At 44.5% G+C, this 2,205-nt stretch carries 2 protein-coding genes; both read right to left on the reverse strand.

The annotated features are described in order from the left end of the window. Positions 1-299: 299 nt before the first annotated feature. On the reverse strand, positions 300-995 hold the full coding sequence (locus VB711_RS26400) for a proprotein convertase P-domain-containing protein (RefSeq protein ID WP_323289400.1): 696 nt from the start codon (positions 993-995) through the stop codon (positions 300-302). 30 nt (positions 996-1,025) lie between these two features. Continuing rightward, positions 1,026-2,205 (reverse strand): bluetail domain-containing putative surface protein (locus tag VB711_RS26405; RefSeq protein ID WP_323289401.1); only part of this gene is annotated, 1,180 nt, incomplete at its 5' end.

Here is a 2,205-nt window from a genome sequence, read left to right on the forward strand (position 1 = left end):
AATCCTGATCAAATCCCAAATGATCACTGATAAATCTCTACTGTAGAATCATCAATCATCCTGTTAATCCTTAAATCCTGGATATCCTGATATAGCTACGCTACGCCATCAGACATCCCCCAATTCAGAAACACCAAATTTTCCCTAAATTAAGGTAAGTTGCTTTGTTAGAGACTTCCAAATAAAAAAATAAAAGGACGGGCAGGACTTGTACTGAGCTTGTCGATAGCGTAGCGTGGCGTTAGCCATAGTATGCCCATCCCACAGGATTAGATCATCTTTTTTGTGGAGTTCTCTAACTAACTCTGAGAGCGCCAGTTTTTCAACTTAGCTACTACCTTTTTGCGACCAAACCAACCACCTAAAACCAATAAACCCAAGGTAGGAGAAAACTCAAACGGTACAGGTTGAACATTGAGGGTAGCATTATTTAAAGTACCGACATTACCATTGAAATTGTCATAAAAACGTAATGTCCAAGTACCATTAGGATCAGAGCCATTAAATCCGGCAAAGGTACTTATGGTACTAATTTCTGTACCACTAGCTCCTTCAGGGGCAAAACTGCCAGTGTAAGGTGCTGAACCATTAGATAGAAGTGATCCCCCATCCACAAAACTCGTATTAGTGAAATCAGCCCCTAACGCAACAACAAAAAGACTGAGTTGTTCTCCAGTTGGTGAAAATAAATAGGCTTCTAAGTCCAGAAGTTCAGGATGAGTTAAATCCAGATTTAAACTCACAGAACCAGTTTGAGCCGGATTAATACCAGAAACAGCAAAGGTAAAATCCGTTGATTGAGCAGTATCACCTACTAAAGCATCATTGATCCCACTAGGGCTAGTGGTAAAACTTAATGCTTGAGCAGGTTGAGCAATAGTGTAGCTGATGCCAGTGAGAACGGTAGCGAAAAGAAGCTTTTGGATAGTACGCATGGTTTTTTGATGATGAAGGATTTGGAAAAATAAACGGTTATCTTTGTAGAGACGTTCCATGGAAAGTCTCTACAATCTGTTTGCAGATATCTATACAAAGTAGTTAGCCACAGTCAAGCTAGATCCAAATTGAATACCAGTCACATCGGCAACTAAATCGTTAGTAGATTGGAAACCAGCATTACTATCATTCACAGATAGATAGGTGCGAGAGCCAAACTGGAAGAATACCGCTTCTTGAGTACCCAAACTGCCATACACTGTACCCAAGGCTGCTGATAAATTCGCCCCACCAATCAGCCCCGCATTGAATAAATTGCCAGGTGTAAATGGGACTTGAAAGAGATCGCCCTCTGGTTGGTTAAAATCACCAATGATATCAACTTGATTACCATCGACAATACTATCAGTCAAAACGGGATACTGGAAAATATCTGCACCGCCTCTACCAGCGAGGATATCCCGGTTGCCCCCACCAACAATAATGTCATTACCAGCACCACCTAACAAGCGGTTAATACCCGATGTCCCTGTCAGGGTTTGTCCACCACTTGATGCTTGAAGATTTGTACCACCAGTAGCAGGTGCGGGGGCGGGTTTATTTTGTTCCCCAAAGTTGTAGCCCGTGCCATTTGCCCCTGCTGTGACGGTAATATTGCTAAACACATCATTGCCCAGAGTTCCACCCAAAGTACCAACGGTATCCATGCCATCATTAAAGCCCGTTAGTTGGGTTTCTGTCAGGGTATAGTTGCCTGAGAACAGATTGGTGAATTGGTAAGTACCATCGGTGGCGGTGGTAGTAGTGCGGTTCACTGCTGTGCCATTATTCTCCGTTCCAGTGAGGGTGATGGTGATCCCTGCCAGGCGGGTTTCTCCAGCATCCACCACACCGTCGTCGTCGGCATCCAAATAGGTTATACCCGATAGTTGGGCGGTGGGGTTGATAGTAACGTTGACTTGGACGGTATCGGTCAATGTGCCATCGCTGACTCGTAAGCTAATGGGAACAGTAGCAGGTCCAGTCAAGGCTTGGAAAGTAGGAGTTTGTCCTGTTTCATCACCGCGACTAGCATCTACACCGGTTTCGCCAAAGACGCTATCCCCATCTAAGTCCCAGGCATAGGTTAAGGTGGTGTTGGCATTGGGGTCTGTACCACTACCATTTAGAACGATTGTACCGCCTTCGTTGACTGTGTATGGTCCACCAGCATCGGCTGTAGGGGCTTCATTATTGCTGTAAAACAGCGTGTTGCCATCTTTATTACCG

This window comes from Cronbergia sp. UHCC 0137, assembly GCF_034932285.1.
GTDB lineage: Bacteria > Cyanobacteriota > Cyanobacteriia > Cyanobacteriales > Nostocaceae > Cronbergia.

Bases quoted from the DNA above. Each gene is read 5' to 3' on its own strand.
- VB711_RS26400 (WP_323289400.1), bottom strand. From the start codon at position 995: ATGGAACGTCTCTACAAAGATAACCGTTTATTTTTCCAAATCCTTCAT.